The sequence below is a fragment of the Paenibacillus sp. lzh-N1 genome (assembly GCF_002872435.1).
Taxonomy (GTDB): Bacteria; Bacillota; Bacilli; order Paenibacillales; family Paenibacillaceae; genus Paenibacillus; species Paenibacillus polymyxa_C.
The window spans coordinates 243,684-268,891 of the sequence record NZ_CP025696.1 but is presented as its reverse complement, the minus strand read 5'-3'; the positions used below and the strand labels follow the sequence as shown (position 1 = coordinate 268,891).

Annotated in this window: 24 protein-coding genes and 2 pseudogenes; 22 read left to right on the top strand and 4 right to left on the bottom strand. The window is 35.3% G+C overall.

Going from position 1 to position 25,208, the window contains the following annotated elements; genetic code table 11:
• The first annotated feature begins 587 nt into the window (after window positions 1–587).
• The 6 genes and pseudogenes from C0638_RS25270 (at window position 588) to C0638_RS01270 (ending at window position 3,638) form a co-directional block, all read left to right on the top strand.
• Entirely contained in the window at window positions 588–731 is a 144-nt protein-coding gene (locus tag C0638_RS25270; protein WP_199771163.1) for a hypothetical protein, read from the top strand.
• A 34-nt stretch (window positions 732–765) separates the two neighbouring features.
• Window positions 766–1,131: a hypothetical protein gene (locus C0638_RS01290; RefSeq protein ID WP_102163312.1), complete on the top strand. Its 366-nt coding sequence runs from the start codon at window positions 766–768 to the stop codon at window positions 1,129–1,131.
• A 47-nt stretch (window positions 1,132–1,178) separates the two neighbouring features.
• A complete protein-coding gene (locus tag C0638_RS01285) occupies window positions 1,179–1,733 on the top strand; it encodes a hypothetical protein (protein WP_102163311.1) in 555 nt (184 codons plus the stop codon).
• Window positions 1,734–1,755: 22 nt separating this feature from the next.
• Window positions 1,756–2,664, top strand: coding sequence for a restriction endonuclease (locus C0638_RS01280; RefSeq protein WP_102163310.1), 909 nt, complete (start codon window positions 1,756–1,758; stop codon window positions 2,662–2,664).
• 40 nt (window positions 2,665–2,704) lie between these two features.
• Window positions 2,705–3,177, top strand: a pseudogene (locus tag C0638_RS25485) (hypothetical protein).
• Window positions 3,178–3,296: 119 nt separating this feature from the next.
• Window positions 3,297–3,638, top strand: a complete 342-nt coding sequence (locus C0638_RS01270; protein WP_102163309.1) for a hypothetical protein — start codon at window positions 3,297–3,299, stop codon at window positions 3,636–3,638.
• Between the two features lie 458 nt (window positions 3,639–4,096).
• On the opposite strand, the gene C0638_RS01265 is transcribed toward C0638_RS01270, so the two are convergent.
• Window positions 4,097–5,743, bottom strand: coding sequence for a recombinase family protein (locus C0638_RS01265; RefSeq protein WP_102163308.1), 1,647 nt, complete (start codon window positions 5,741–5,743; stop codon window positions 4,097–4,099).
• A complete protein-coding gene (locus C0638_RS25100) occupies window positions 5,744–5,917 on the bottom strand; it encodes a hypothetical protein (protein ID WP_158657692.1) in 174 nt (57 codons plus the stop codon).
• Between the two features lie 278 nt (window positions 5,918–6,195).
• Between C0638_RS25100 and C0638_RS01260 the strand changes: the two genes are divergently transcribed.
• The 13 genes from C0638_RS01260 to C0638_RS01195 all read left to right on the top strand — a co-directional run bounded on the left by C0638_RS01260 (window position 6,196) and on the right by C0638_RS01195 (window position 20,556).
• Window positions 6,196–6,810, top strand: coding sequence for a recombinase family protein (locus C0638_RS01260; protein WP_102163307.1), 615 nt, complete (start codon window positions 6,196–6,198; stop codon window positions 6,808–6,810).
• 545 nt (window positions 6,811–7,355) lie between these two features.
• Window positions 7,356–8,774 (top strand): helix-turn-helix transcriptional regulator, encoded by a 1,419-nt coding sequence (locus C0638_RS01255; protein WP_102163306.1) that lies wholly within the window; start codon window positions 7,356–7,358, stop codon window positions 8,772–8,774.
• Window positions 8,775–9,167: 393 nt separating this feature from the next.
• A complete protein-coding gene (locus C0638_RS01250; protein WP_102163305.1) occupies window positions 9,168–10,304 on the top strand; it encodes a hypothetical protein in 1,137 nt (378 codons plus the stop codon).
• 52 nt (window positions 10,305–10,356) lie between these two features.
• Complete coding sequence (locus C0638_RS01245) at window positions 10,357–10,911, top strand: hypothetical protein (RefSeq protein WP_102163304.1); 555 nt, start codon at window positions 10,357–10,359, stop codon at window positions 10,909–10,911.
• Window positions 10,912–11,403: 492 nt separating this feature from the next.
• Complete coding sequence (locus C0638_RS01235) at window positions 11,404–12,480, top strand: WXG100 family type VII secretion target (protein WP_102163303.1); 1,077 nt, start codon at window positions 11,404–11,406, stop codon at window positions 12,478–12,480.
• Between the two features lie 11 nt (window positions 12,481–12,491).
• Complete coding sequence (locus C0638_RS01230; protein ID WP_063208064.1) at window positions 12,492–12,713, top strand: hypothetical protein; 222 nt, start codon at window positions 12,492–12,494, stop codon at window positions 12,711–12,713.
• Between the two features lie 891 nt (window positions 12,714–13,604).
• On the top strand, window positions 13,605–15,122 hold the full coding sequence (locus C0638_RS01225; protein ID WP_102163302.1) for a DEAD/DEAH box helicase: 1,518 nt from the start codon (window positions 13,605–13,607) through the stop codon (window positions 15,120–15,122).
• Between the two features lie 807 nt (window positions 15,123–15,929).
• A complete protein-coding gene (locus tag C0638_RS01220) occupies window positions 15,930–16,862 on the top strand; it encodes a Gabija anti-defense Gad2 family protein (protein ID WP_102163301.1) in 933 nt (310 codons plus the stop codon).
• Window positions 16,863–17,041: 179 nt separating this feature from the next.
• Window positions 17,042–17,278, top strand: coding sequence for a hypothetical protein (locus C0638_RS01215; RefSeq protein WP_102163300.1), 237 nt, complete (start codon window positions 17,042–17,044; stop codon window positions 17,276–17,278).
• Complete coding sequence (locus tag C0638_RS01210) at window positions 17,278–17,721, top strand: DUF1617 family protein (protein ID WP_102163299.1); 444 nt, start codon at window positions 17,278–17,280, stop codon at window positions 17,719–17,721. Before C0638_RS01215 ends, C0638_RS01210 begins: the two co-directional genes overlap by 1 nt.
• A gap of 49 nt (window positions 17,722–17,770) precedes the next feature.
• Window positions 17,771–18,799 (top strand): hypothetical protein, encoded by a 1,029-nt coding sequence (locus C0638_RS01205; RefSeq protein WP_102163298.1) that lies wholly within the window; start codon window positions 17,771–17,773, stop codon window positions 18,797–18,799.
• A gap of 76 nt (window positions 18,800–18,875) precedes the next feature.
• The gene (locus C0638_RS01200) at window positions 18,876–19,619 is read left to right on the top strand and encodes an ankyrin repeat domain-containing protein (RefSeq protein ID WP_102163297.1); all 744 of its coding nucleotides are present in this window, start codon (window positions 18,876–18,878) and stop codon (window positions 19,617–19,619) included.
• A gap of 103 nt (window positions 19,620–19,722) precedes the next feature.
• The gene (locus tag C0638_RS01195; protein ID WP_102163296.1) at window positions 19,723–20,556 is read left to right on the top strand and encodes a hypothetical protein; all 834 of its coding nucleotides are present in this window, start codon (window positions 19,723–19,725) and stop codon (window positions 20,554–20,556) included.
• 334 nt (window positions 20,557–20,890) lie between these two features.
• Here C0638_RS01195 and C0638_RS01190 read toward each other — a convergent pair whose 3' ends face one another.
• Together C0638_RS01190 and C0638_RS01185 are read right to left on the bottom strand one after the other, a co-directional pair.
• Entirely contained in the window at window positions 20,891–21,469 is a 579-nt protein-coding gene (locus C0638_RS01190; RefSeq protein WP_102163295.1) for a hypothetical protein, read from the bottom strand.
• 64 nt (window positions 21,470–21,533) lie between these two features.
• Window positions 21,534–22,088, bottom strand: coding sequence for a hypothetical protein (locus tag C0638_RS01185; RefSeq protein WP_102163294.1), 555 nt, complete (start codon window positions 22,086–22,088; stop codon window positions 21,534–21,536).
• A gap of 164 nt (window positions 22,089–22,252) precedes the next feature.
• Between C0638_RS01185 and C0638_RS01180 the strand changes: the two genes are divergently transcribed.
• The 3 genes and pseudogenes from C0638_RS01180 (at window position 22,253) to C0638_RS01170 (ending at window position 25,205) form a co-directional block, all read left to right on the top strand.
• On the top strand, window positions 22,253–23,968 hold the full coding sequence (locus C0638_RS01180; RefSeq protein ID WP_158657691.1) for a recombinase family protein: 1,716 nt from the start codon (window positions 22,253–22,255) through the stop codon (window positions 23,966–23,968).
• A gap of 41 nt (window positions 23,969–24,009) precedes the next feature.
• Window positions 24,010–24,417: pseudogene (locus C0638_RS01175) on the top strand (ATPase, T2SS/T4P/T4SS family); the annotation flags it as partial.
• A complete protein-coding gene (locus tag C0638_RS01170) occupies window positions 24,414–25,205 on the top strand; it encodes a type II secretion system F family protein (RefSeq protein WP_058711842.1) in 792 nt (263 codons plus the stop codon). The pseudogene C0638_RS01175 and the gene C0638_RS01170, both read left to right, overlap by 4 nt.
• The last annotated feature ends 3 nt before the right edge of the window (window positions 25,206–25,208 follow it).

The following is a 25,208-nucleotide window of genomic DNA, read 5'->3' as shown; positions in this document are numbered from 1 at the left end:
TTAGGGCTTTTAACACTTATGACAATCAAATGTAAAAGAGTCATTTTATCATCATAATCAAAATAATGTAACGTTGACAATACGTTCTATCAAATCAACCAAGGAGCGATAACCATGTATAGATGCGGACGACTTATTAAAGGGAAGCTTTTTCTACAGACTTGGGATGGTCAATTAATTAGTCTCAAAACATTAGCTCAGGCTAATAGGAAGGCTATGTAACATGGATATGGATTGGTTACTGGTATAGACAGTTGGTGAAAGAGGCAGCAGGGAAGGATACAGAGCTTGAGAGAAGGCTGGAGGTTAGGAGCCAGCTGAGTGTGATTAGGCGTATGAAAAGGAAGCTGAAATAAGAAGGAATGCGCATATAGAGTCAAGGAGGGTGAAATTTAGCCCCCTTTTGATATGAATATAAGCGCCTATCGCTAGGCGTTTTTTTGTTACTACTAGGGCAGACACAATGCCAATATGTATATATCAATAAAGAACCACAACATGTAGTGAAATAATCGACATTGACAATCTATATATGGTGTAATAAGATAAAAAAGTACCAATTATTTCATACAAAGGAGGTGTTCACAATGGCTAAATCTAGCACTCGTAAAGTGTCGTCTGGAACAATGTCTTCTAAAGCTTCTTCCGTGTTGAAAAGCAAGTCTTCAAGCAAAATAGCAAAATCACTTGCTGGGTCTGTATTGTCTCAGTCCCGCGCTGGTCGTAAATAGGAAACTTCATTTAACTACGGAGGAAGTGATTTTATTGGAAAATCTCATTAATGGCAACGAATTTATTTATAAAATTCTCAAAGAAAACAACCTAAATAGTTTAAAAGAATTGAAGTGGATATATGGATTACAAGCAATGGATAACAACATAAAATTACACGATGTTCCCGGGGTATTTATAGCTGTTGACCGATTTGGTGATATTCATGCAGGTTGCACTAAAAGTATAACTCAAAGGTATAAACAATTACCAAAGGAAGACAGAACCAGATTCGCAACTCATTTTGCTTTTGCTAAAGTAGATAGCTATTTTTGGCGATTTTACTATAGACATGAAATAAAATTGTATTACAAATTTAAAGAGTTAGACCAGCAAGGTATTACTCCCCAAGTGATTTAGCTTGGGGGGTTATATGTAGAATGATGATTTATAAGGGGACAGATTAAATGACAAATCAAAAAGATTTTAATAAGTTGTTTGAGGATATCCAAATTCAGAAGAAGGAAAAAAACAGGCCATTTCCTTCTGACAGATTAATTACAAATGGAGACTTATTAGAAGTTGAGTCAAGAATGAAAATTGTTGATATTGCAGGTTCATTGGTTGATCAAGCCTTTTGTGGGAGATCAGATATGTGTATATATTTTGCTTGTCTAGTGCGTTATGCATTGAGGTTAATGGGGCATAAATCTGATGTTTATATAGGGGATGGAACATACACAAATAATGAAACTATTTTTACATGGGAGCATTCTTGGGTGGTATGTGGAGAATATATTATAGATGGTAATGTCGATTCAATGGTCGAAAATCCAGTTGTCCCTTATGGACTTTCACCTAATCCTTATTGGGGGAGAATCTTAGAAATGCCTTTAGACAGGAGCTTAACTTCGGAAAGAATATTAACTGTTGCTGATGAACTAGATGAACTAGATGATATATATATTGAATGGAAAAAAGAGCTGAAGAAATTTTTGAAGAAACAAGCAATGATTAATTGATTTTTTCACGGAGGAGCAAAATATGCACAATAATATTGAAAATATATATAATAATTTAATTGCTAACGAGAAGCTAAAGAATGGAACAAAGTATGAAAGAATAACGGCTGTAGTTTATAAACTGCTGGAGGAGACCAATACAGTTTTCCACGATCTGAGACTTAGAGGGAATGGTAAGAAAGCAAAACATCAGATTGACGTTACAATAGAAAAAGACAGTCGGACTAAAAGAATACTCGTTGAATGTAAGGAGTATGACAAAGTAGTTGGGATTGGAATTGTACGAGATTTTTTTGGAGCAGTTTGCCAAATCAAACCGGATGAAGCAGTAGTTGTTACCACGAAAGGTTTTACAAAGGGAGCCATTGATTTTGCTAATGATGAAGGCATTAAGCTTGCTATTTTAAGAGAAGCTGAGGATTCTGATTGGGATGGTCTGATCAGAAAGGTTAAGATAAACGCAACAGTAATAACAATTGGTACTCCAACAATAACATGGTTAGCAATCAATGAAGAAGCTATAGAGGACGTTAGGAATTTACTGGGGGAGGATTGGGGGAAAGTTGAAACGAAAGGAACTTTTGATGAATATCTTTACAATAGCAATCATGAAGTTATTTCTAACTACGAAGAAGTCTTAAATCCTGTTTTAAATAAAGCTAAAAGAATACCAAATGAACGAACAGAAGAAACATTTGAATTTGAAGAAACCGTATTTATTAAAATGCATGGACACTATATTCCAGTAATAGGTTTTGATTATGAATTTACTTCTGGAAAGAGTACACTTGAAGTCAACGTTGATGATGGGGGAAAAGTTGCTGTACTCTTGTTTGAAATTTTAAATAACGAATCTAGGAGTCTGATCTTTCAACATCAGATTGAAAAGTGGAAATTTGCTGAAAATGGAGAGGTTATAAACAAAATTTGAGCTTTGAAAATATTGCATAGATTAGGGTGAACACTTTCATATGAATCTAAATCAGCATTACACAATGACCTACACACTAAACAGGGTATTAAAGGAACTGTCAATCTATCTAGCAAACAAATACAGGACTGGATAGAATCTTATCGTGTAGGTAGTAAATATGTAACAACAGTAGGCAAAGAACATTTTGGATTAAATCCTGAGCTTGTAGCAGATTTTAAGGTACATAATGAATTTTCAGAGCAGAGGGAACATGTAGCAGCAATACAGCAACCAGTAGTAGCGAGTAAGAGTAAAGAGCAGTTAGCAGACGCATACAGCCAGCACAAGGTATTGATTCAGGTAGAGTGTAAATGTGGAGCTTTCTATGTAGAGGAATCGGCGTACAAGAGGAATAAATGGGGATGTAAAGAATGTGGGGATATTGTATTCTTGGATAGCAAAAAGGGTATGGTTGATACAGTGAAGGGTAAAGCTTGGTATATGACCAACAGGTATTTTGTTGAGAGGTGATGAGGCTTCTTTCATATTGAAATAACCCTCTTTTTATAGGTGTGATCACATAATTGAGGATATAACGCAATATGGTATTTGGTGGTATAATATTCCTACTATAAATAGAGGTGATAACTATGAACCAAACAACAATGTCCAGCTTGATTGACTTAATAACCGATATGAAAACTAAACAAAGAACAGTTGAAGATATTCTAGAAATAAGATGGAGTGTCTACGAATCATATACTTCAGAGATTGAAGAAATTATTCTAGATTCTGTTGGTATGCCAAGAGACAACACAGTTGAGATGTTAAAATTACACGGTGATCCAGAGGGATTTGTGCATGAGGATACTTTCTCTAGAGACATGGCAGGTAATTGGTTCCTTGAATACAGTGAGGGCGATATTACAAAAGATCAGTTAATCGATAACATTATAAATTGGAAAGAAGTCTACAATATTTATTCTGAGTAGATAAAGGTGGCAGTATGCATCTAGACTTGTCCAAGGATGAGTCTTTTCTATATATAGAACCAACTTGATAGAGTGAAAAACCATGAAAATAACACTCCCACTCTACGATTCTTGTTACGATTCACGATTCGATTGAGCTACGATAAGAAACATAGATAAATAAAGGGGTTTTAAATTTAAATTTTGAAAAAATTAATTGCTAAAAAATTAAAAAATCAATTGATTCATTAGCTTTTTAGCGAATTTCCTTCCGATTAGTACGATTGAAGCTACGATTCTAACTATTTTCACAAAGAAACCTTCATTTACCTGTGTTTTCACTGCTTCTTCGATACAGCACGATGTAAATTTATACAGATACAATTTTGAACCATAAGACTTAAGAAATGCATATGGAATGGGGATTTTGAATATATGATCAATTTTGACGATTGAGATTCTGAATCTGTATTTTAAATCTATAGACTGAGAATTTTTTCTTTTTCCATATCAATTATTCCATCCATGATATTCTTAGAAGCTTTAAAATGAAGATCTATCTTATTGTCATTTAATACAACTTTACTTAAAAATACTCTAACTATTTTTCGTCTATTTTCCATAGTTATTAAATTTTCATTCATAATATATTGATACTTTTTAAGTGTATCTTGAATAAGATTCACATCATTTGCGTTGTGAAAAGTGGCTAATAATTTATGCTTAATCGTATGCAATTCCTTTTTTATGTCTTTTACCTGCATATCCACAGCCGATACTTTATCTTCTAAATCCTTCATTTTAATTATCCCGGCTGCATACATTTCCGTATACCGTTCACGAGTTGTTTCTTTTTCTTGTAGAGACTTTTCCAATTTGGTTTTCTGTTTAAGTAAATCATCAGAGTTTGAGTTTTCTGATTGCTGTTTAACTATACGCTCAAAAATTTCTGTTGGTTTAGATATTATATTTTTTACGTAAACCCAAACAATTTTATCTACGTAATCAACTCTCCAATTACGTCCTTTGCAAATTGGATTGGATTCACCAGTTCCCACTTCATAAGACTTCTTTGTTTTATGTTGACATACGTAATACTTCAGCAATCTATTTTTAGTTTTCGTAGTCACACCTGATGATACTGCTGCCCCACATCTGCCACAGCGACAAATTCCTTGTAACAGGTAATCTTCTGTAGGTCTTCCGGGTTTGTTCTTATTTAGTTCATCAAGTCTCTTCTGAATTCTATGGTATGTCTCCATATCAATGTAAACAGGTACAGATATTCGTCTCCATTCTTCTCTTGGTTGTGGGACTTGTCTCTTTGTTCCATCAGCATTACGGATTACTTTGGTTTTGCCAAAATAATAATTGCCTGTGTAGGTTTCATTTTTAAATATTCTACTTATCGTAACTTGATACCATCTGTCTTTTTTAGGAGCTGGCACGTTACGCAAAGATAATTCTTCGGCTATCCTAGAACAGCTATAATCTTTATGTAAAAGCATATCAACCATCTTCAAATAAATTTCTTTTTCTACAGGATTCTCAACTAGTGTGTCCAATTCAGTATCATAGGTATACCCATAAATTCTGTTTAAACCCGGTATTTGACCATTTTTAACCTTTGTAATTCTGCCACGCTTAGTATCTGCTAATATCTTTGCTTTGTTGTATTCGGCAATAGAACCTTGGATGTTGAAGTTCAACATTGATTCTGGACTCGATTTGTCAAAATCAAATTCAACGAACCAGAAATCTTTTCCAAGGCTCCAAATACGATTAGATAGTTGTGTTTGTAAATGAAGAAAGCGACTCATTCTGTTAGGATGTAGAAAAATAACGTGATCACCAATCCCATACTCCAACAAGAATAAAACATAATTAATCATTGGACGATTAGGGTTATCTCCACTTTCACCATCTTCTACTAGAACCACTACTTCATCTTCAGTAATGCCTTTTTGTTTGGCTAAATCCATACATCTTTCAATCTGAGATTCTATTGAATAGTTATCTACTTGTCCGTCTGTCGAAACACGAGCATAAATAAGGATCTTGATCTTAGCGAGCAGGGCTTCAAGCTCAGCTTTATTAAATTTTTCTGATCCTGCAAGAGTTAACATTTATATATCCTCCGATACTAAATTAATTTCTAAAGGAATTAAAAGAGAATATTCTTGAAGAATTAATTCAATCCACTCGATAATTTCTTTTTCGATTGTTTCAGCAGGTATTGTACTTTCTTCATCTGCGTAATGGATATCAACATAAAAATTATTTTTTCTGCTATATTTCATTGTGTAGTGTCACCATCCTTATCGTATGTTAATATTTTTTAATCATATGAGTTCATGTTTCCCCTTTTATATATCTTATATACCTGATAGAAATAGAAAGGTATTTCTATAATTTCATTGGGTTAAAAGCTATTCTACTGTGTCATATAGTATGCTTTTAGACATATTAAAAAGATACCTGTTTAAGCGTGCCAAAAAGTAGTATAATGAATTTAGTCGCATGACATGAATTGTGTATACTTTTTGGCACAATATTGGAATAAGGGAGTGTGAATGTATTGAAACTAGCTTATGGTAGAGTATCTGCTAAGGATCAAAATCCAGAGCGACAACTAGTAAAGTTTCGAGAATTGAAAATTGATGAAAGATATATCTTTGTGGACAAGTTAAGTGGGAAGAATTTTAACCGACCTCGCTATCAGGCAATGCGGTTAATGATTCGTGAGGGTGATTTAATTTACATAGATGCACTGGACAGACTAGGCCGAGATTATGATGGTATTATAGATGAATGGAAATACATTACGCGGGAAGTTGGAGCAGACATTATATGTCTGGATAATGAAACTTTATTTGACAGTCGCAAATTCAAAACAATGGGTGATTTAGGAAAACTTTTAGAGGATCAATTCTTAAGTATGCTTGCATACGTAGCTGCACAGGAAAGGTTAAAAAATAAGCAAAGACAGAGTGAAGGGATAGAGGTAGCCAAAGCAGCAGGGGTGAAATTTGGCCGTCCTAAGCAGGAGATCACAACTGAATTTGCTCGAGTGTATGACAAATGGAAATCTGGAGCAATCAAGGCTGTGGAGGCAATGAAAGAACTAGGTATGAAAAACAGAACGTTTTATCGTAGAGTTAAAGAATATGAGCAACAGAAACAAGTAGGATAATATATTGTTCATGTGTATGGAGCCTAGATGATTATGTCTAGGTTTCTTTTTCATGTTCATTCTGCTCAATATTCGGAGGTCAAATATTACATAGTGGGGGGTGTTTTACATCATAAACGTCTATTTAATTTCCAGAATTGCCCCTAGCACATCCACTTTTACACTCAAGTTATTTTTTGACTGGATATCATCCCTAATATCATTAAGGTTGCTTATATGTCATACATCCAATTTAAGCTCAATTCATAGATTAATTACAAGGGAATATGAATCTAACTATTAATCTGGTAACTTTATATTGGATGAGTTGTATTATGATTTTTCCAATAAACTATACATCAATATGAGGACGATACTTTTAATCATAAAATCCTCAAAAACTATCCCAAAAGGTATCTTAAGTACATATATGAAAGGTATATGATTTTATTCCAAAAGATGGTACAATCAAGATCATTAAAGCATTTTACTACTTGTTTCACAACTACATAATAATTTTAACTATGCATCGTATTGTTAGTCTATGTTGAAAGGGTGGTTTATCGATGAAAATTACACCCACGATTAGAGCAGAATTGGAACAATTTCTACAACAAGAGGACTTAACATTATCGCAATTTGGACAAATCGCAGGGATGAATAGGGGAGCGGTAAGTGCCATTGTGTCAGGGAATAAGTCGATGTCTGTTAAACAGCTTGACCTAATTACTGAGGCTATGAGTTTACCAGAAGGTTACTATTATGATCTATTTATAGAAAATTTCATCATCGACCACCCCCCGAATATGAGGCGAATTGAGCCGTTTTTGTTTCGCTGTGCAGAGTTGGACAAGTTGGATGCAATCCGTCGAGTGGTAGGAGCCATCATGGATAATCTACTCTATATACCCAAGCTATTCGAAATTGCAGAGGAATTACTGGCGCAGGGACGACTAGAAGCGGCATTGATACTCTATGAAGGGGTAGCTGAAGCGGAGAAATATCAACATTCTGAACGTTTAGCAGTCTGTCAATATCGTATATTCAAAATCCAAATTGGAGACGACCAAAGTAAAAACCTTAGTGCAGCTACGATATTTGAAGTTTTTGTGGAACGTCTGGACGAAATAGACCAACTTGACGCATTAAAGGATTTGGCAAACGTGTACAGGTCTTTGCGTAAATGGGACAAGGTAGACGAAATGGCAAGGCAAATGAGAGCTAAAGCGGAAATACAATATGCACTGAAACATCAACAGAACAGCCGAGCACAGAGCGAATCAAGTTATAAGCTAAGTCGTCCCCTGTTTGTATACATTACTTATGCCGATTTGCTGCGCGCGAATGTATGTGAAGAGCTGGGTGATTATGAGGGGGCATTACATTATACAAATGCTTATTCCAATTTAGATTGGGTTAGAGAGACCGATGAGGATGCTCTGCATTGGATGAAACTGTATTTACACTGGTCAAAAGCTAATATACTTGCAAATAAGCTTTTATCTGGTGATGTGAGTGTGCTTCATGAATATATAAACTTTATTGATGACTCATCAGATACGATTCAAGAAGATAGGGTCACTCAACTACTTAACATTATGACAGCAGCTAACCGTTATAAGCTAGATGTAAATGATATACTAAAACGATTTGAAACTGAGATTGCGTCTTTATCTCAGCGACTATCATCAGATGACATGTATACCCAGCAAGTGTTACCAGATTATTCGGCATTGTGTGGATATGAATTGGCTTATTATTATTTAAATCATGGGATGCATTATGATGGCTTTAATCATTTGTTTTGTGCAATGGTAAAAGCGCATATACTAAATAATGAGACATATTTTATAAATTGTATGGGGTTGTTTGTGCGTTTCAAAGCCCATGCGGTATCTGAAACCAAAACAGAGTTTTACAATCTCATTGAAAAGGTGTGGTTAAACAATGTTGAAAAAAGTGGTAATGCTGATCGTTGCGAGTAGTTTTTTGTTTACCTTAGCTGTACCTATTTATCTGGACAGTCATAATGGGGGATTTCAAATCTTTGCACAACATGGAGGTTCTTAAATACGAATTAGGTTAAAGTTCGTTAAAACTGCACTCCTGAAATAGGTCTAATTATGAACACGGTGAAATTTAATCATTCTTAATATGGATACAATGGTAAACAGGGTAGTACACTAATATAATCAGTTTAGAAAGAGGTTAGATGGAATTGTCCGTCTAGCCTTTTTGTTTTGTAAATGTGACAATGAATTGTTCGCGGTTTTTTAAAATTATTATAAAAATTCCTTTTTCTATAAAAAAATATTGTAAAAGAATGTATAACATTGTATATTATATCCTGTGTCTATCAAACATTGGGAGGTTTTTAGATGAAAAAGCATTTAGCAATTGCGGGGCTAGCCTTAATAATTGGTATGGCTCCTCTCACCTCAGTAAAAGCAGAAGGTAGTGCTGTACCGTTGGATAAGGAAATCGTCAAACAACAAATTGACAAGGATCGTATTGATCAAGTGAAGTTCCATCTTAATGAGCTTGCACACCTGAACAAGACAGATGGGAGTGACTACTTAAGCGAGTTCGGTATTGAAGTGAATAAAAAAAGCATTTCTGCATCTGAGTCTACATACAATAATGAATCAGTAAAAGATGAGTTTGAAAACTTATTGGACAATGCCTATATTTATACAATGGATGACAATGGATTTGTTTATGACAAAAATGGAGAAGTTGTAAATAAAGTAGACATAAACGAACAAGAATTTGATAATTCAGATAGCATTTCTTTACAAGCATATGTTGATCCCACTATCGGTGGTTCTGACACTGGTGCTTTTGCTAGACAAGTTACATCTACTGGTTATAAGGGTATCCGGACTTCGTTCGTTCTCCCGTCATCTCCCGCTATAAACACTCCTAATAGTGTATCTGGGTATTTGTATAATGGTATTGATGTACTTTCTTCTTTGTATCCTGATGGTTACAAAATTGAAGGAGGGGTTCAATATAGTCAGGCGAAAAATGATTATCAGGCTATCATTCGTCCAAAGGGGCTTACTCAGAATCCAATTCCAGATGGCTATTCTAGTGCCGCACCAAGATACAAAGCAGGTACTTCTATAATTAGTAATATTTTATATGATACAACTACCTCGAAATTCAAATATTTTGTGAATGGTACTAATGTAAACGGTGTGAACCAATACATTCTTTTTACTTATGGTAAGTCCTTAAGTAATTCTGAAATTTCTAATCTAGCTGTCAAAAGAGTCACTGCTCTAGCAAAGAATGATTATTCAGGTGGGAATATTGGTAAGGTAACTGTAAACTATAGTAGTACCGAGGTAACGAGACTTGATGGGACAACTACGCAAATGACACAAGGCATGCTTAGCTCTCATAATTTTGGGGGCAAGATTCATGGGACTAGTGATACTCCAAGTGGGGCTGTAAGTAAATCAGGTAGCGTATCTTCACAAACTGTATCCGTAAATACTGTAGGATTCTAAAGCGCAACTTTTTCACACTAGTTACCGTTTGGATTTATAAGGAGGAGTTGAAATGAGGAAAACATTTGTAACCATGCTTTCATTGTGTCTGATCTTAGTGTTATCGACCACTAGTTACGCAGCAAACAGTAAACAATCGCTTGAAAAAAATGCTAGTAAAATTTATAGTTCATCTTTAAAGAAGACTTTTTTAGTCATCTCTCGTGCCAAAAAGAAGAAAGAGTACAATTACAATTCTGGATACATTCCTGTTAAAGATTTATTTCGTGATTATGTTGATTCTATTACGTGGGATGGTAAAAAGAAGATTGTAGTAATTAAAAATCAAGGCTCAGAATTAATCTTGAATGCTTCTGGAGGAATGATTAGATCTGCTGATAATCAAGTTGTAGCTCCTTCAGAATGGATTCGATTATCCAATGGTTCTATTCAGATAAAATCTTCTGTTGTTGCCTATATTTTTGACCGTGAGGGAGATGCTTATAAAGACTCAGAAAGAGAGGAATGGAAAGACAAACTATCATTTTTAAATATTAAAGAAACGGTTGGTTTACCTGATGTCAAAAGTGATGGTTTATTTGTGAATGTAGTTTACAACAATAAATAATCTTAATTGGGTGTGGTTGCTTCTTAAAAACTGCACCTCTTTTTTATTTGTGAACCCTATGAAACTTACTAAATGTATTGTTGAGTTGGAAAGAATTTATGGAGTGAGGGATGGGAGCGCCAATCTAGAAGGGAGTAACCAGTATACAAATGGAATTGGTGAGTCAAATAATTTTACTCACAAAAAAACGCAGACTGATATAGCTCAAGAACTTAATATCACGAAGCAGCAGTTACATAACTACAAAAAACTTCTCACTCTTATTCCTGAATTGCAAGATACGGTTCCAGAACGAAGTTTAAGGTTAATAGTGCTACGTTGATAAATGTATCTTATAACAAAGGATTATAATACTTTAGACATAGTAAATCTGTTTAGCTCAGTTCAAAGGTCACATGGATTAAAAGGAAATAACAGGATAGTAGATGGATTTCCCTAAATCACCCCTTCTGATAAGATTATTTCCATCAAAATTAAAGTGGGCGTGGTAGAATGGGGAGAATATTAGTTCCACCTGACAAACTGATGGAAGTTGCTGATCAGTTCTTACACGGAAAGCATGAAATGGAACGTATGCTGAATCATTTGAGTGGACGAATTGATTTTGTGCAACAAGGCTGGTCTGGAGCCACCCAAGAGAGATTTTTTCAGGAATTTCAGGTTTCTCGACAATCCATGAGCGTGACGCTTGAACGACTATCTATGTTTGCACAAGAACTCATCTTTATTTCAAAAAGTTTTACACAGGTAGATGGAGAGAAAGTGGTACTTGATGTGCCGTGGCTTGGCACCCCTGTTAAAACGGCATCCACAGGTGAAGGTTGGTTACATAAAATCTTTGAACAGATTGGACAAGCTGAGATCACCAAGGCTGAAGCTCAATTGGAAGCTAGCAAACTTCAAGGAGAAATCCTTTGGGATACTGCACAGGGAGCAAAAGGAGCTATTCAGGGAAATTTGACATTGGGGATATGGCCTGATAAAGAACGAGATTATGATCATCCCATGGCAGCTAAAGTAGGAGAACTCCTCGGGAATGTAGCTACAACATTGCAGGGGGCTGGTGAGGTAGTAGCTGGATTGGGTGGAGAAGGATTATCAGTTGCTATATCATCTACAGGTGTAGGGAGTATTATTGGGGTACCCGGATTAATTGGATCGGCAGCTTTGGCGGCTCATGGAGCTACAACTGCGGTTAAAAGTGCAAAAGGAGTAGGGGAAAGCTCAGCAGAATTGTGGCAGATGGCGAAAGGAGAAGGTGGAGGCTCATCTAAACAAACACTTACTTCCAACAAGGGAACGTCGATAGATGTTACTCCTTCATCTAATCATACAAGTACGACAACGAATCCACATCCAGCAAAAGGTGAACCTAACTCATCTATTGATATTCTGGATAAAAATACAGGTGAGATAAAAACAAGAAGATATTATGATGAGAATGGAAGAGCTACACGCGATGTAGACTACACAAATCATGGGAATTCAAAGCAGCATCCAGAGTGGCCTCATGAACATGTTTTTGAATGGAAAGAAGATGGGACATTTAAACGAGTTAACAAGAAGTAGGAGGGATTGCTTTGGAGTACAATGAATTGGTGGAACGTTTTGAAATGGGGGAAGAATTTCAGTTCTACTATAAAAATGATAGCTACTGGATTAGCCAGAATGAAGAAGAGTATTTTCTTACTCGTGAAAGAGACGGTTTTTCGCAATCGTTTGAATCAGCAAGAGAGTTGTTTGCTAATGGGAAGATTGACGATAAGACTATTTTAGAATTGTGGGATAACATAGAGATTTGAAAAAGTACAATTTAAGCTTGCTCCTTTGACAATAAAATGGGAGTAAGCTTTTTTTCGTAGTTATCTAATCTCAATAAAGGGGGATAGAGGGATAGTATTTGCATACACCATGCTCCCAACCGTGATAAATTGTTGTGCTTGGGTGGGGGATCAGAGCGCGATAAAATGGTGATCAGCATTTTTCCTTCATTATATGTACTATTTTGTAGCAATAAAATTTATAGTCAAAAAGTATATCAATAGAGTATATAAGAAATGCTTGCATTTAATGGGATATATGCTATACTAAAATAGTAACAGAGAAATGAATCGATAAAATAAATTGAAAGGAGACGTAAATTTGAAACGAAGGTGAAACCACTTCAAAGGAAATGAAGTTAAATAGCTGAAAATACATAAGCTTTACCACAAATACAACCAAAAAAGTAGATTCAAAACACAGCAAGTAGATAGAATGTATACTAGATTAGATAGATGGATTAAAATAGTTTTAGGTTTGGAAAACATAATATTGTTTTATTTGCTCTATCTAAAATAGATCGTTAAGTTTATTTGTTGTGCGATCTTTGAAAACTGAATTAATGATACACACTTAGGTGGACTTTCTTTGTTTCTGGGAAAGCTTTGTTTTTGTGTGCGCTTCATTATAGTTTGCTCAATTATGACAAGGCTTGAATCAGTTTTGGGAGCGGAATTTATATCGAGCTTGTGGAGCTTGATGTTATTTCTTATCTAATTATGATCTAAAGTTATTTGTTGTATGCTTTTTTGAGGAATTATAAAAAAACGGGAGTAGTCTATATTCTATAGGTAACAATGTCATTAGGTTGAGTAAACTGCCCATTTATCTTCAAATAAAGATACTTATGTGCTGAGCAGAAAGGAGAAATTTTGACACAATCAACAAAGAAAAGGATTACTGTTTCAGATGTACTAACTGAACATATCCAAAAATGGCAACGTGGAGACATTATAACAATCGAAGCTGGTACGGGTGTGGGTAAAAGTCACTTTATAAAAAATGAACTCTATCCCATAGCGAAGAAGGAGAGAGCTAGAATTCTTTTCTTCCTCAATCGGACTAGGCTAAATGAACAGTTTCGAGAGGAAATTAAACGGGATGGCAAGTCAGATGTAATCACAATTATTCTGTATCAAAAGTATGAATGGGAGCTACGAAAAAATAGTGCAGTTGTGAAAGAGGACTATAAATATATAGTGTGTGACGAGTTTCATTACTTTTTAACTGAATCAAGGTACAACAAAAACACAGAAGACTCATTCTATGCGATGATCAATGAAAAAAGTAAGATAAGAATATGTATGTCTGCAACTGCTTACGCTATGATTGCTTTCTTTAAGTATAAAAATATAAAACACGAAAGTTATTCTATTCCTCATGATTACAGTCACATTAAGGAATTGATTTTTTATCAGAGCGACAAAGTGTTAGAAAAGTTTCTACATCAAATACCCAAGAATCATAAAGTAATCTGCTTCACTGGGAGTGCAAAAAAGGCATTCATGCTACATGCTACATTTAAAAACTCCATGTTTGTGTGTTCACCTTCTGGAGTAGCTCCAGAGAAAAGTCACATGGACAAAGACAAAGTAACTAAGATGCTAATTGATGAAAAATTCGATGAACAGTTTGTATTCAGCACATCCACCCTAGATAATGGAATCAATCTGAGAGACAAACAAATCAAATACATAGTTGCCGATATTATGGATGTAGACATTTTGATACAATGTTTAGGTAGAAAGAGGATCATCGATAAGTCAGACAAACTTACTGTAATAATCAAAAATATATCAAATAAGATGTTGAATAAGCTGATTAGAGACTGTGACAAACAGATTGAGCCTGCTTTGTACCTACAAGAACATGGCACATCAAGTTATGTGGAGAAGTACAGGAAGCAGTCTAATCGAATTGTATATGATCGTCCAGTAAATAATGAAGTTGGATATGATAAAGCCATCAATGATTTAATGTTCTTCAAAGAAATCTATGACAAGCAGTTTTTTGAACAAATAGCCAGTGAAGAAAACGGATATATGAACTACATAAAAACGAAGCTTCAACAAGATACATATATAATACTAGATGATACATATGACAAGGCCGATATTACCGATTACTTAGATACGATTATAGGTAAACGTTTATACAAGGAAGAACAAGCAGAACTAATTAAAAAAGTAAATTTGCGCGATGGAAGAGGTAGGCGACAGAAAGATGTTGAACAGTTGAATATCTACTTTCAAAAGAATAGTCTACCATACAATATCAACAATGATTCTAAAATGAACAAGGACAGAAGAAGACGATTAGATAATGGTAATGCCAATCCAAACTATAACAAGAGGTACTGGATATTAGCTAAGCATATGGTTTTTGACTAATATGTTGCGTCCAAAACGTGGAAAAATACCTATATAGACACCCTCAAACTACAAAATTGATAAATAATCCTTTGTTTATATTGCTTTTTGTGCGTCCAGAACATGGATAGCATACTCAAATTGATGAAATCAAAAATTAGGAGCATAGGGGTGAATTGCCAAAGGCAAGAGGGGAAACGGTGACAAGCAATACTACTATGCAGCGTAGCGGAATAGTTTTATTGCCATTGAGTTTCCCTTGCACTTAGAGCTTTTAAAGATCGAGGCCAAAAGAGTCTCCGCAAGCGCTACGCTATTGCTACGTCATCCAGTCACAAGTGACTGTCTGTATTTTTGGATCTCTTTATTAATTACAGTTACATAAGTAGAAAATAGATGTGGAAGCTGATTTTGATTCCATTGCTTTGTTGTACATAAATTATAGGGATTATAGTCACAGAGCCAGATTAGTTGACAGGTAGATATCAAATAAGCAATACACTTGGTCAAAATGGAATGATATTTGGACTTGTCTTTAGTGCGTCCATTTTCTGAATAATCTATAGAAATTAAGATGCTTCGTTTTAGGATGGGTATTTGTATAGGGAAGGATAACACCTGTTATTTATAGATAAATCCATCGGGATTAGGGCGTTAAAATTGATTTAGGGACTCATCTTTACGTTTTACATATAGCCGCATAGACTTACCATAGAGGCGGTTTATTGAAAGGGGTGATGTGGATTGAGCTAGTGTTGGACTGTTTTCACATGAAGTAAGCCAGAATTATATAAAATAAAAAAATACATACAAAGGGAGAATGAAGAATTGACAACTAAACATGACTGGATGACCATCGGGAAAAGCATGAAGGCGGAGCGTATTGAGCTTGGGCTATCTCAACAAAGTATTGGTTATAAGATGAATTGTTCAGATAAAAAAGTGAGACATTTTGAGCAGGGAAAAGAGATTAAAAATAGGGATTCATTCTATAAAAAATATAAGCAGATCCTGAATGACAGTTATGATGTCCATCTGTCAGAACCAGAAAAAGAGATTGAGGATAATTTATATGAACAGGCAAAGCGAACGCTTAAAGAACTATTACCAAACCATCTACGAACCAAATTTGAAGTTTACTCCTTCATTGCTGGAGGATGTGTTCATAGCATTTACAACGGGGAAGAGCCGAATGATTATGACTTTTTTCTTACCAACAAGAAGTATGCACAAACCCTAAAGGAGTATTTTGATAATATTGAAGGTTTGGAAGAGAAAGGTAATGCAAAGAAAGGCGCGTATAAAGGACTGCCGCTAATCATCACAGACAACGCTATCTCAATTGGCAAGTATCAGATCATTACCCAATGGGTGGGAAACATTCATGATGTAGTTTCAGAATTTGATTTCAAGCACAATATGTTCTACTACTACAATGGTGAGATTGGAACGTTGAGTGATTTCAAATACCTTGATGAAAAAAAGTTGGTTTACAATGATGACCGAGGAAGAAACATAGGTCATACTTTCATTCGCGTTCTTAAGTTTGTAGAACGTGGATGGACGATTTCACATAAAGAGCTTTCCAAATTGTTGATTAAACTAAATGATGTTGGTCTAAGTGAGAGAGAGATTCTGAGCTTTAATAACAGTATTACAAAGAATGAAGAATCAGATACATATAGTAGTGATAGCAATAGCAGTACCAATAGCAACACTGGCATTACCATTGAATGTGAAGACGACGAGAATTACGAATAATACATATATAGAATTTGAACGTGATTGAGATATATAAAATGTGAATAAGTAGAAACCAACTTTTGCTACAGCTGGAAGGGGGGTGAGTCCGATGTAGATTTGAACCGAGTTGACTTGTTGAATTAGTTGGTAAAAGTGAAGTGAATGCAAAAAAACAAAATTAGAGAGGATAAAGTGAAATGAAATTAGGTGTACTTTTCAATTTTAAAAGTGGAGAGAAATACAAGGCTAATGGCAGTTTTAATTATACCAACACTCAAGCAGAGCAAGATGAATTATTGAAGTGGGTTAATGGTTTTGCTATTGGAATGGGAAATAACTCGGAAATTGATGTCGTGCTGGATGATGAGCAGGTAACGAAACGATATTCTGACCTATATTCTGTGGAATTTATTGTAGAAGCCGAGGTACATTAATGAGAATTCAAAATCAGCAACTTGAATGGCTGGTACAATTTTGCTTGAAATTTGAGATGAATGCTAAGGGGAGTCGTCAGCGTTCTAAGTTTATAAGAATCCTTCAGGATAAGATAGAGGAATACCGCAAGCATCGACAGGAGTTAATTGAACTGTACGCAACAAAGGATGCGCATGGGGAACCGTTGATAGTTGTTGATAATGGAGAGCGTTGTTATGACGTAAAAGACAAGAATGGCTATATGAAAGAATTTATAGAGCTACAACTGGAATATAATTACATAAATATGACGAAAGAGAATATTTTGATGTTAAAAGTAGTCGGTGACGCTTATCTAAATCATGAGGACATGTTTTTGGGGATTGAAAGCGATTTTTATCACTATATTTGCATAGAGTTCGAGGAATTTTTTGATAAGCAAGTCAAAGAGATTAGCAAGTAACATATACCAATAGATTTAACAAATACATAATAAAAGGTGGATAAAAAATATGAGTTTATGTGTAGCAGCTTCATTTGAGAGAGAGCACTATTTGGCAGTCGATACGGCGGTTTCATTTCATAAAAATGGTCTTGTTTATCGTAACGTAGATGGGTTTTCCGAGAAAATTAAAATTATTGATGGAGAAGCCTATTTTTTTAGCGGAGATATTGAATTGTGTCTAATGCTTCAGGTTACTTTTATGGAACAGAAGGACAGAAGTTTTACTAAATTAACTGAGATTGCAAAAGACTTGTTTGATAAATACGCTGATCCCGGCGATAAACTAGCCTTCGCTAAATATGGGTTTGATAAAGATGGAAAGGCTACGATGCAATTTAACAATAGCGAATTAGACTTCAAACCTCAGCCAATATATTATGGGAGTTCCAATATTCAGTTTACTACCTATGGGTCGAAAATGAGGTTAGCAGGGAGTCATATTGACCTAAAAACCACATATATTACTCCTGATTTCTTCATTCCTATTTACGAAGCTGTAGCAGATGAAGGCATTGGACGATCAATCTACATGTATCATATTAAGTTCGATGAACACGGACGCACAGAGGAAATTCCTATTGCTGACCCTGTAGATATTCGTAAGGCAAGTATGAAAAAGGTTAGAAATCACTCAACATTCATTGGTGATGGCGAAGACGCTTTTCCCTGTACAATAGCTGGTGAGGGTGATGGAGCAAAAAAATTCGACTCCTCTAATGCATTCGACCCAGCAATGATTGGTGAGCCGATGAGCAGTAAGGGGTTTATGATTAAGCCAAAAGGCTCATATGAGTTTTTGTATTACTCTTCAAATACTGGAAAAGAGCGAAGCGTTAAACTACGAGATAATGATGTTACGATTTCAGCAGAAGGTGCCTTAATTACTATCAGTGGAAAAAACATATCAATAATTATGGATAGTGGAAGTTTATTCGAACTAACTAATCAAGGTTTAAATGCTAATATTCAGGGATCGGTAAGCATTAAAAGTAGCAAAGGGATGAAATTTGACGCGCCCCGTTATGATTTTGTCTAATAATCACATCTAAAATTTTCCACTCCAAAAACCGATAACATTGATGAAATCTATTCTAAATTTATGGGAGTACATAATGATTAAAAATAGAGCTTTTACTTTTGTTGTCGGTCTAGGAGCAGGAGTGATTCTAACTGCTAGTGCTTCAGTTGGTGCTTCTAATTTTGTCAAAGCTAAACTTACTCCAGATACAAAGATTGTGGTCAACGGACAGCAAGCAAAATTGAATGACAGTCCTATCAGCGTTAATGGTAAGGCGTATTTACCGTTAAGAGACGTATCTTCAGCAATGGGCTACAGTGTTAAGTCGGCAAGTGGTAGCAAAATTGAGTTGGTTCAGGATGGGACTAATTCGAGTAAATCGACAGCAACAACACAATCAACAAAGGTTGACACAGCATCAACTACAGCGGTTAAACAAGGAGGTAAAACCTTTAACGTGGAGCAATTTTTAAAAGGAGATAAGCTGGACAGTGAGAAGATTGCAGCAGCCATTGCTAGTGGTGAGTTGACGATTAATTCACAGGAAGCAGCTACAGGTAAAAGCTTGTTGATGTATGCTATTGAAAAAAATGACTATGAGTTGTATAAAATTATTCATAAAAGTGGATTGAATCCAAATTTGCAGGATAACGAGGGAAATACAGCCTTGCATATTGCTGTACTATCTGGGAATAATTTTTATTTGGGTGAATTAGAAGATATGAAAGCAAACCCAACGACAAAAAATAAGAATGGTAGAATGCCAATAGACGAAGCAAAGAACTCTGCTGACAAAACATTCTTAAAAATTCTAATGCTTCGCTTAGGAACACAATAATAAGCATGAATCCAAGCGTCCAACAATTGGGCGCTTTCCTTCTCCTATAGAAGAGAACAGCGGATAAAATCAACATTTGATCACAAAAATTGGAGGCAATAATTTGAACGAATCAAAACAAGATAAAGGTAGAGGCAGACCTAGGATTCTGAGTGAAAAACAAATTGAACGGTGGATCAGTAAATATGGTGAAGATATCCAAATCGTGGATTATAAAAAGCGCGGAATAAAGTATAGTTTGATTGCAAGAGAAAGTGGTCTGATCAGTGAGGATGAGGAATTTGCTTATTTCTTACTTTATGGATCGGTTAATTCGAGGATCAATAACACGAAACATGGTGATGAGTACTATCGACGTATACCCTGCGAGTGGACTATTCCTGAAGAGACAGTGGAGCAGATTATCAAGTGTAAGCCTGAAATGTGGTTAGAATGGAAGCGGCTCACAGATATATATCTAGAAAAGGGTAAGCCAAGGGGATTACGCCCAAGTATAGATAGAACTGATGAAACAGAGGGCTATACTTTTTCTAACATAGCAGCGATGAGTCAACATGACAATACCCAACGGGCGACAGCTCAACCTCACTTTTTGATAAAAATGTACGACTCTAAAAATCCTGAAAGCTCAAGAACGTTCAGGAAATACGATACTAAGAGGGAAGCTCTAAAGGCTATTGGCCTGTCTCAAACAGAATCAGATAGTGGAAAGTATTATGAAGCAGATGGTTGTGTCTATCTCTTGCAATCATCTGCCCTTACGCATGGGGAGAAGGAATTGATTCAGAAAGAAGAAGACGACAATAAAGAAAAGACATATCGAGGATCAATTTTAATAGCAACAATAGAACTTGGCGACGGACGTACCGCAACAATAAGCAAAGAATTTACATATACTCAGTCAGCGGTAATAATCAAGGAAACACCAGTAGAGTGAACATACATAGAAGTCGCTTCAGACAAACGTAAAGGCTGTTTTAAGAAGGTTTAGAGCTAGGGGTAGGAACCAAGGTTATATATAAAAAAATGATAGAATTACAAGCAAATTGTTTTTTAGATATCTAGTGGTCGCTCGGTGTAGTTAAATGGTTCCTTTACATCATAATAAGATTTTGAAGTTTATAGGTATCCTTTATAATGATGATCTGATTAATGTCCTTGAGAAAATATATAGAAGGAGTAGATAGAGCCAACCCAATTATGGGTTGACTCTTTTTTGTGAAAAACCAATTACCCAAATCAGAGCACATCTGGGTTTACATTGTTTAAGCTTAACCTAAAGAGTCTTTTTCCTCTTTTTTTTCTTCAATTATTCGGTTAATAAGGTTCTTGTGAAGCTCAACAATTTTTAATTTCCTATTGTGAATTAAACTTGTGCAAACGAATAAAAGTGCTACAGCAAGAGAGATAAGCAAAATGCTTGTTACGTTATTCTCAACAATATTATTAATTACTTTAGTAAAATTTTCAATGAGTGTAGGAGCATTGTCCTTATCAGATTTATTGATTCTTAATTGGAATAAAGTACTATTAGATGTTAAAAGAAATAGAATAATAAAAGTGAACAGAGGGTAGATAAGTTTAATAAATGAGTCTATAAGGATTAAAAAAATATTACTGGTGGGGGTAATATGCTCTAAATAATCTTTATGAAGCTTTAAGTCATAGGATGTTTCGCCTTGATATGCTTGATACAACAATTTAGTTTTTCTATAGTTATAGAATGTGGAGCAGGATTTAAATTTCTGTTTAATTGGATGTATAAGTGTCTTTTCAAAACTGTCAAGAACATTAATGTCAATTATAATCAGAATAATGATTGTGAGAATTATCCAAGCAGTAAATGTCATATAAATTATCTCCTCGTAATCTTGTCTAAACTTTTTAACAAATAGAATAGAAGGATATCGCAGGTTATAATTTATATTTAAGCGCAATGTCATCTAACTGATTTTGAGTTATTTTATTAGTATCTATCTCAACCTTTATGAAAGGTAGGAGGATATTCTTCTTTTCTTTTAGAACTTTTCTATATATCTTATTTAGAAATTTTTGGGAAAATTCTTCGAAAGGACTAGGCGTTGTTACTGTTGCGCAATCTCCTAATAAATTTTTGATGTTTTTAGATGAAACTAGCCAAGTATATGCAGTTACTTTCGCTTTTCTTTTTTTCGATATAACTAATACTTTGTGCATTTGCCTAATGAAATCTCTTCGGTATTTTATTTTTTTTCCAATGTGTATTTCAATTCGGTTAAACCAGTTGTATTGACACTTGGCAGGAAGCTTATTGAATTTCCTAGAATAAAAAATTTGTAGTAGTTGTATTATTAAAAAAAGAAGAAGAGCAGCATATGACAAGATAAAGAGTATTTTTTCGAATATGGGGAAAATTAATATAAAAATTCCGAATACAGATAATAAGAATGATAATAGAATTACCGTTGTTTGCTGATTTAATGATTTCATTGGTACACTTCCTTATGTTTGATAAATACATTTTATGTGGTAATAAAAAAAATATCTACAATTAACATGTTGTAGTGTGTCTGATACGTATTTAAGCTATTATTTTTTTTGTTTTAATGATAACCTTTATATAGATATTGTATTATTTACAAATGGAGGTTTATATGAAGGGAATAGCTACATACTATGCCAGATGCTCAACAGACAAAGAAGAGCAAAAGCAGTCAATAGATAATCAAATTAGTGGTTTAATGAAATACGCAGAGGATCATGATTATATATTGTCTGAGTCTGGTGTCTTTAGTAGTAGGGATGGAGGGAATATCCCATACAAGGGATACGTCGATGAAGGTTTTAGCGGTGCTAAATCCACTAAATACCGTAAAGCTTTTCTTCAAATGATGAAAGATGCTAAAGCTGGATTCTTTGATGTTATATTAACTAAATCAGTCAGCAGATTTGGTCGTAATGTAAAAGAGATGTTGATTCACATTGACGAACTGAAAAAAATTGGTGTAGGCGTATGGTTTGAAGATATACAATCTTTTACACTAAATAATGCAGATATGCTTAAGATTCAACTGTTTGCAACTTTAGCTGAAGCGGAAAGTACATCAAAGAGTGATAGTATACAGTGGGCAAAGAAAGAAGCGGCAAAAAAAGGGATTTGGTCAGGTAGAGAACCATACGGCTATAATATTGTTCAGGGAAAATTAGTTATTAATAAGTATGAAGCTAAAGTAGTCAGAAATATATATAAGTTATACATTGATGATTTATATGGAGTAAATAAAATAGCTAAAAAACTGTATGTAGATGATCAAATACCAACTAAACGAGGAGGGAAATGGACTGGTTCACATGTTGCTAAGATTTTAAAAAATGAAATTTATTTAGGTAAAGTTAGACAGCATAGAACAAGAAAGTCTGATATTAATTCTAACCTAATTGAGAAAATTCCAATCGATAAGCAGATTATTTATGATGACCAACTACTTAGAATCATAGATGACGAGACTTTCTTTAGGGCAAAGGCTGAAATGGCTAGTAGACCGCATATTGAGAGCTTCACATACAACACAAAACATGATGATGGGAAAAAGGTTAGAACAGGTGCCAAGACAAATGGTAGGGGAAGATATTCAACCTCTCATTTATTTAGTAATTTATTATGTTGTGGAAATTGCGGTGGGATGATGAGAAAAAAAGTACAAAAAACAACTCGTCAGACGCACCATTATTATTATTGTCGTAATCATGAACAATATGGAAATTCTGTATGTGAATATCGTAATTTAGTAAGAGAAGAAGAAATGCTTGAATGGATAAAAGAAGAGATAAAGGAACGTATCAATGCTCCAGAAGTAAATGATTGGTACTACACAAAGCTAATTGAAAATAGATATCAAACAGTTGACTTTGCTAAAACAATAAAGGAACATACTGAAAGGTTGACTGAATTAGCTGAAGAGAAGGAGACTAACTTTAGGTTGGTAGTTAAAAAATTTATTTCTGACGAAGAATATAATACTAGAAATCAATCTATTGATTCAGAAATGCAAAAGTTACAAAATGAAATTAAAAGATTGAACTTTATTGATGATGAAATATATAGTCTAAAGTTAAAATTTGAAGATTTTAATAAAGAATTGAATAACCTCGATTTGAATGACTTAAGTAATGTGGTATTACGTAAATTTCTTCAACGAATTACCATAACAACTTATGAGGGTGAAACTTTTAGAGAAATTAACTGGAGACTTCTTGATTCTGATGAGGATGACATTATAAATAATAACCCAACTATAAAGCAAGAGATCTACGAAGAGGAAATGCTCTATGAGGAGGAAATAGCCTTTATGGAGCAGTATGGAGAGTGAGGGGTATCTCTCACTTTTTTTTGTTTTTTAATGACCTTTTTATAAACATTGTACAAGCGATGAACACGGGACATGATGGATCGTTGTCAACTGGGCACTCGAATAATATCCGCGATATGGTCAGCCGGCTGGAAACGATGGTACTCGGTGGGGCAGAGCTTCCGCTTGGAGTAGTACGGCAGCAGATCAGCTCGGCCATTGATATATTCGTTCATCTGTCACGGCTACGCGACAAATCCAGAAGGGTGCTGGAAATTAGCGAAGTGATTGGTTTTGAACATGGTGAGGTGACGCTGAATCCCCTTTATCGCTTCCAGGAACACGGAGAAAGTAAAGGACAAATTGTAGGGGAACTGGAACGTTGTGGTGGGGGGCTACAACATACATTGAAGCTGCAAATGGCCGGGATCAAGCCGGAAATCTGGCACAAGGGAGGAGTATCGGCATGAGAACAGGAAAGGCGACTGCCAAGCAAGTGTCACGTGAGGTCCCTTCTCTGCCAGATTATACGGTGTATACATTATCGACTGTACAAAAAAGTATGTGCATTCTCTCTAGTGGAGTGTTGTTCGCGACGATCGGATATCTATTTTATCACCAATGGATATTATCGTTGCTGTGTGCTGCTGGAGCTGTGGTGATGCCTCGTTATTTTAGAAAGTTTTTGCTGCAACGACGTAGGTCTGCTTTAAGCATTCAATTTAAGCAGGCTTTATACTCGCTTTCGTCTTCTCTTTCAGCGGGAAGGTCGGTGGAGAATGGGTTTCGTGAGGCTGTAGAGGATTTGAGGTTGCTTAGTCCGGATGGAGATCACGATCTGATTTTTGAATTTAACATTATTACGGCCTGCCTCGAAATCGGACAGCCTGTAGAGGCTGCTTTGCAGGATTTGGCTCGTCGGGCTCAGATTGAGGATATTACGAATTTTGCGGACGTATTTGCGGCTTGCAAACGAACCGGAGGTGATCTGGTGGAAGTCGTACGACGGGCTTCAAGTGTCATTGGTGAGAAGCTGGAAATTCAGCAGGAGATCGGTGTAATGATTGCGCAGAAACGTTTTGAATCGAGGGTTATGTTTGCAGCGCCTTTTTTGTTTGTTTTGTTTATGACAGTGACAGCAGGAGACTACATGATGCCCTTATACAGCGGTACAGGTATGATTCTATCAACCTTTTGCCTACTGGTGCTTGGTGGCTGTCTTGTGTGGATCAACCACATTATGAAGATTGAAGTGTAAGGA

Excerpts from the sequence above, each read along its gene's own strand:
- C0638_RS01245 (WP_102163304.1), top strand. The coding sequence starts at position 10,357 with ATGAGGAAAACATTTGTAACCATGCTTTCATTGTGTCTGATCTTAGTG.
- C0638_RS01190 (WP_102163295.1), bottom strand. The coding sequence starts at position 21,469 with ATGACATTTACTGCTTGGATAATTCTCACAATCATTATTCTGATTATA.
- C0638_RS25270 (WP_199771163.1), top strand. The coding sequence starts at position 588 with ATGGCTAAATCTAGCACTCGTAAAGTGTCGTCTGGAACAATGTCTTCT.
- C0638_RS01180 (WP_158657691.1), top strand. The coding sequence starts at position 22,253 with ATGAAGGGAATAGCTACATACTATGCCAGATGCTCAACAGACAAAGAA.
- C0638_RS01185 (WP_102163294.1), bottom strand. The coding sequence starts at position 22,088 with ATGAAATCATTAAATCAGCAAACAACGGTAATTCTATTATCATTCTTA.
- C0638_RS01200 (WP_102163297.1), top strand. The coding sequence starts at position 18,876 with ATGATTAAAAATAGAGCTTTTACTTTTGTTGTCGGTCTAGGAGCAGGA.
- C0638_RS01210 (WP_102163299.1), top strand. The coding sequence starts at position 17,278 with ATGAGAATTCAAAATCAGCAACTTGAATGGCTGGTACAATTTTGCTTG.
- C0638_RS01215 (WP_102163300.1), top strand. The coding sequence starts at position 17,042 with ATGAAATTAGGTGTACTTTTCAATTTTAAAAGTGGAGAGAAATACAAG.
- C0638_RS01270 (WP_102163309.1), top strand. The coding sequence starts at position 3,297 with ATGAACCAAACAACAATGTCCAGCTTGATTGACTTAATAACCGATATG.
- C0638_RS01265 (WP_102163308.1), bottom strand. The coding sequence starts at position 5,743 with ATGTTAACTCTTGCAGGATCAGAAAAATTTAATAAAGCTGAGCTTGAA.
- C0638_RS01250 (WP_102163305.1), top strand. The coding sequence starts at position 9,168 with ATGAAAAAGCATTTAGCAATTGCGGGGCTAGCCTTAATAATTGGTATG.
- C0638_RS01205 (WP_102163298.1), top strand. The coding sequence starts at position 17,771 with ATGAGTTTATGTGTAGCAGCTTCATTTGAGAGAGAGCACTATTTGGCA.
- C0638_RS01255 (WP_102163306.1), top strand. The coding sequence starts at position 7,356 with ATGAAAATTACACCCACGATTAGAGCAGAATTGGAACAATTTCTACAA.
- C0638_RS25100 (WP_158657692.1), bottom strand. The coding sequence starts at position 5,917 with ATGAAATATAGCAGAAAAAATAATTTTTATGTTGATATCCATTACGCA.
- C0638_RS01280 (WP_102163310.1), top strand. The coding sequence starts at position 1,756 with ATGCACAATAATATTGAAAATATATATAATAATTTAATTGCTAACGAG.
- C0638_RS01170 (WP_058711842.1), top strand. The coding sequence starts at position 24,414 with ATGAGAACAGGAAAGGCGACTGCCAAGCAAGTGTCACGTGAGGTCCCT.
- C0638_RS01285 (WP_102163311.1), top strand. The coding sequence starts at position 1,179 with ATGACAAATCAAAAAGATTTTAATAAGTTGTTTGAGGATATCCAAATT.
- C0638_RS01235 (WP_102163303.1), top strand. The coding sequence starts at position 11,404 with ATGGGGAGAATATTAGTTCCACCTGACAAACTGATGGAAGTTGCTGAT.